Source organism: Haloferax sp. s1, assembly GCF_058382125.1.
In genome coordinates this window covers 1-3,877 of sequence record NZ_JBZRPK010000381.1, presented here as the reverse complement: position 1 = coordinate 3,877, position 3,877 = coordinate 1, and the positions used below count along the sequence as shown (strand labels likewise).

General features: G+C 63.7%; 5 protein-coding genes. 2 read left to right on the top strand and 3 right to left on the bottom strand.

Going from position 1 to position 3,877, the window contains the following annotated elements:
* From QT222_RS04850 to QT222_RS04840, 3 genes are all read right to left on the bottom strand, one after another.
* On the bottom strand, positions 1 to 149 hold a 149-nt coding region (locus QT222_RS04850; RefSeq protein WP_491476485.1), incomplete at its 3' end, for a 5'/3'-nucleotidase SurE.
* Positions 150 to 234: 85 nt separating this feature from the next.
* Positions 235 to 1,638: a small ribosomal subunit Rsm22 family protein gene (locus tag QT222_RS04845; protein ID WP_491476484.1), complete on the bottom strand. Its 1,404-nt coding sequence runs from the start codon at positions 1,636 to 1,638 to the stop codon at positions 235 to 237.
* A gap of 83 nt (positions 1,639 to 1,721) precedes the next feature.
* The gene (locus tag QT222_RS04840) at positions 1,722 to 2,507 is read right to left on the bottom strand and encodes a prephenate dehydrogenase/arogenate dehydrogenase family protein (protein WP_491476483.1); all 786 of its coding nucleotides are present in this window, start codon (positions 2,505 to 2,507) and stop codon (positions 1,722 to 1,724) included.
* 129 nt (positions 2,508 to 2,636) lie between these two features.
* On the opposite strand from QT222_RS04840, the gene QT222_RS04835 reads away from it, so the two are divergent.
* Both QT222_RS04835 and QT222_RS04830 read left to right on the top strand, forming a co-directional pair.
* Positions 2,637 to 3,311 carry a hypothetical protein gene (locus QT222_RS04835; RefSeq protein ID WP_491476482.1) on the top strand — a complete coding sequence of 225 codons (675 nt, stop codon included), beginning with the start codon at positions 2,637 to 2,639 and terminating at the stop codon, positions 3,309 to 3,311.
* A gap of 109 nt (positions 3,312 to 3,420) precedes the next feature.
* On the top strand, positions 3,421 to 3,877 hold a 457-nt coding region (locus tag QT222_RS04830; protein WP_491476481.1), incomplete at its 3' end, for an SDR family NAD(P)-dependent oxidoreductase.

The window sequence follows — 3,877 nt, the reverse complement described above, 5'->3', positions numbered from 1 at the left end:
GTCGACATCTTCCGACCGACCGCGCTCTGGTCCGTCTCGGGTGCGACGGCGGTTACGTCGGCGAACTCCGAGAGGGCGTCGTAGAGTGCGCGGAAGCCCACGCTCTCGATGCCGTCGTCGTTAGTGAGGAGGATGCTCGATTCGCTCATGGTCTCGACTGAGAACGGAACCCGCAAAAAGCCATCCGTCGCGCGAGACCCGTAGTAAAACTGGGCGGTGCGTTTGGCGTTTGAATCAGGCGACGCGGTCGACGAGGGTCTCGTCGTCGACGACGAGGTTGTAGGCCTCCTCGTCGTCGTTCCAGAGCGCGAGGATATTTTCGAACACAAGCACGTCGCCGTAGTCGGCATCCGCCACGTCGGCGTTCAGCACTGTCGGGTGCGTTCGGACGGCGTAGTGGTCGACTCCCTCGCTGCCGTCGCCGATTTTGAACACCTGATTGTTCCCCTCCGAGAGGTCGTGGCTCAGTTTCACCGCGAGGAGGTCGATGCGGTTCGTGACGTGTCGCTCCATCTCGGCCATCTTGGCGAACCGCGACGGGTTCCCGCGAACGTCGAGACGGCGTTCCCCGTCGGTTCGGAGAATGCTATAGGAGTACTGCACGTCGACGTTGATGAACGTCCCTTCGTCTTCGTCGCTGTCGCGGCCCTCGTCGAGTCGGCGCTGGAACCCCGGCACGTCGAGGTCGGACTTCACGTCGAATGACCACCCGCGGTCCGATGGCGCGTAGCCGTCCCAGAGCCGAAGCGTCGGCGAGTAGACCGTCACATCGCCGTTTGCCGGAGCCACCTCGCGTTCGATTTCTCGGAGACCGATGCTCGTGTTTCGGTCGGCGGGAGCGATTGCGACAATGGCCCCGTCGTCTGCGAGAGCGTCGAGGTATTTCCGAACGACTGCGGCGGGGTCGTCCAGTTCGCTCAGGACGCTCCCGAAGAGCACGATATCGTACTCGCCCTCGGGGTCGAACGCCTCGGCCGTCTCGCGGTAGACGGTCGTCCGGAAGTTTCGGCGGGCCTCGCCGAGCATTCGTTCGAGCACGTCGGCGGAGGCGCTCGGTTCGAGCGCGTGATAGTCGACAACCGAGTCGTCCGGGAGGTAGTCGTGGAGACCGAGGGCGGGCCCGCCGGTTCCGGCACCGACATCGAGGATGCGAAGGGTACGCGAGAGCAGGTTACGCTCCGCGAGGTCGGAGAGGACGTAGCCCACGGCGGCGTAATAGTCGGGGAGATGGTAGATAGCGTAGCCGAGAGCGGCGTCTTCGTCGTACTCGACGGGGTTCCCTCGGTAGTAGTCCTCTTTCAGTTGCCGGACGCGCTGCCGAAGTCGGTCGCCCGAGTCGCCGACGTGCCAGTTCGCCCCATAGCGCTCGATGAGCATGTCTTCGAGGGCGAACGAGTAATCGTCAGGGAAGGCCGTCGGCGACCAGTTTTGGAAGGGAACGGGGTCGCCGCTCACGGGGACGAACGTCCCGTCGTCGCGCTCGAAGAGACCGAGGTCGGAGGCCTCCTCGCGGAGCGTCTGTTTCACCACCGCAGGGTGCGGTGCGCCTTCGATGTAGTCGGCTATCTCGTCGGGGTCGATGGGGCGAACGTTTCTGAGGTACTTCGCGTTGTCGCGGACGGCGTCTCTATCTATCATCAGTGAACTGTGGAGTGGTGGGATTTTCGAGGTGGAAATCGGGATTCGATTCGCCACTCGGCGGTAGTCTCACCCATCATTCGTCACTCGACAGGGTCGTGCTTGTCGGTCTCGTGTTCGTTCCCGTCTTTGCTGGTGTCGCTGCGAGCGACAGTCCGGTAGAGGTCGGCGAACGTTTCGGGGTCCGCCATTGCGAGGGCGCGGGCGGCGTCGGCAACGCGGTCAGTCCCGTCGCCGAACGAAGACTGAATGTCGGCATACACGCGTGGCGTGCCACCCGACACCGACGCGACGAGTTCGTCTAACGCGGCCGAAACCGGCGTGGCGAATTCGTCACGAACGTTGTCGGCGGCGAGGCCAAACGAGAGGACGGCGGCGTGGGCGGCGGCCTGAACTGTCTCCATCGCCCTGTCGTGTTCTTCCGGGGTCGTCTCGAAGACGTGGTTCCCGGCCGAATCGAGGTCCGCGAGAATCGCGTCGGTAAGCGGTCCAGACTCGTCGACGACCGCGGCGACGTTTCCGGGACCGTTTTGCGGCGCGAAAAGCGGGTGAAGACTGAGGCGTTCGTGACCGTCGAGGTGTTCACGCATGGCCGCTACTGGGGCGGCCATCGAGCCGGTTACGTCGCACATCACGTCTGTGGCGCGGTGCGCGTTTGCGTCGACGGCTTCGGTGGCGAGTCGCATCGGGACCGCGAGACACACCACGTCGAATTGCTCGTCGCCGTCCAGCGGGACGGCGCGACCGCCGAGGTCGTCGGCTGCAGCCGTCGCTCTTTCGGGGTCCGCATCGGCGAACGCGAGGTCGGCGTCGACCGTCCGGCCGAACCAACGACCCATTGCGCCCGCACCGACGATGAGCAGGTCCATCGATACGGAGTGGACGGTGACTGGCAAAAAGAGAATCGGTGCTGGCGGGTATGGCGAGAGCGGGCGATGCGGAATATCCGAATCGGGGGTTACTTTGTTGACAGACAGTCCACAAGCGCACGAGCTTAGATGCCCTCCACGTCAGACTCCGACGGCGAACGTCGAACTCGAAGGGACGTCCTCGCAGGACTCGGGTCGGCGGTCGTCGGTAGCCTTGCAGGATGTAGCGGACGGATTCCCGGGACCGGACCCGAACACGTCGGGGCCGAGACGACAGTCCAAGACGGACAGAATCCCGAGATTCGCTGGCGCTATCCGCGGCGAGAGGGGGACAAGGACGGAATCGGGTACGCGGCTGTAGAGGTAAAACGGGTGACTCGGCCCGAGGACCACTTTCCGACGCTGTCGCTACGGTTCAACTCGACCATCGGCGGGCTCGCCGCAAGCGACCCCTACGAGGGGTACCACCCCGATTGGTTCCGCTTTCGGTTCGAGCCACCGTCGTCGTACGAGGCAGCAGCGAGCTACGAAGCCCGTGTCGAGCCACCCGGGCAGTGGGACGGTTTCTCAGCGTACTACGACCTCGAAAGTACCGTCAAACAGACCGTAGTCGAACTCAAGAACGTCCAGACTCAAGGGACGATTTTCGTCCCGGTCGTGTTCGCGCCGTCGGCGAAGTCGATTCCCTCGTCGCTGTACTGTCGGTTCACCGTGCAGGCATCTCGCCCCGGGTTCGGTGGTAAGACAGTCCGCGCCAGCGGCGACGGAAACCTCCCGCTCGATGGGTTGGCTTCCCCAAACTGAGTCGCCGATGGCCTCGTCCGTACCGAGCCATTCACCGCAACCCCACAAACCGTGTTGAACGGAGTGTCGGTGTACGAAACGTCAAGTGGCCGATTGACAATGTGTCTCTATGGTATTCGATGATGTGGATTTCGAGGGCCGGACGGCCTTCATCACCGGAACGAGTCGCGGTATCGGCAAGCAGATTGCACTCGAACTGGCGGACCGCGGTGCCAACGTAGTTTCGACCGGGAAGACTGTCGAGGAGCGCGAGGACCTACCCGGGACCATCGTAGAGACGACGGAGGAAATCCGAAATCGCGGTGGCTCGTCTATCTGGTGTCAACTCGACGTGCGCGACGACGACTCCATACAGACCGCCATCGACGAGACGGTCGACGCCTTCGGCGGCATCGACTTCGTCGTCAACAACGCCGGCGCGATTCACATCGCGAACTTCGAGAACACGCCGCCGAAGCGCTTCGACCTCCTCATGGACGTGAACGCCCGCGGTTCCCACGCGCCCACTCACGCCGCGCTTCCGCATCTCCGCGACAGCGACCACGCGCACGTCGTCACGTTCTCAC

Bases quoted from the DNA above. Each gene is read 5' to 3' on its own strand.
- QT222_RS04845 (WP_491476484.1), bottom strand. From the start codon at position 1,638: ATGATAGATAGAGACGCCGTCCGCGACAACGCGAAGTACCTCAGAAAC.
- QT222_RS04840 (WP_491476483.1), bottom strand. From the start codon at position 2,507: ATGGACCTGCTCATCGTCGGTGCGGGCGCAATGGGTCGTTGGTTCGGC.
- QT222_RS04835 (WP_491476482.1), top strand. From the start codon at position 2,637: ATGCCCTCCACGTCAGACTCCGACGGCGAACGTCGAACTCGAAGGGAC.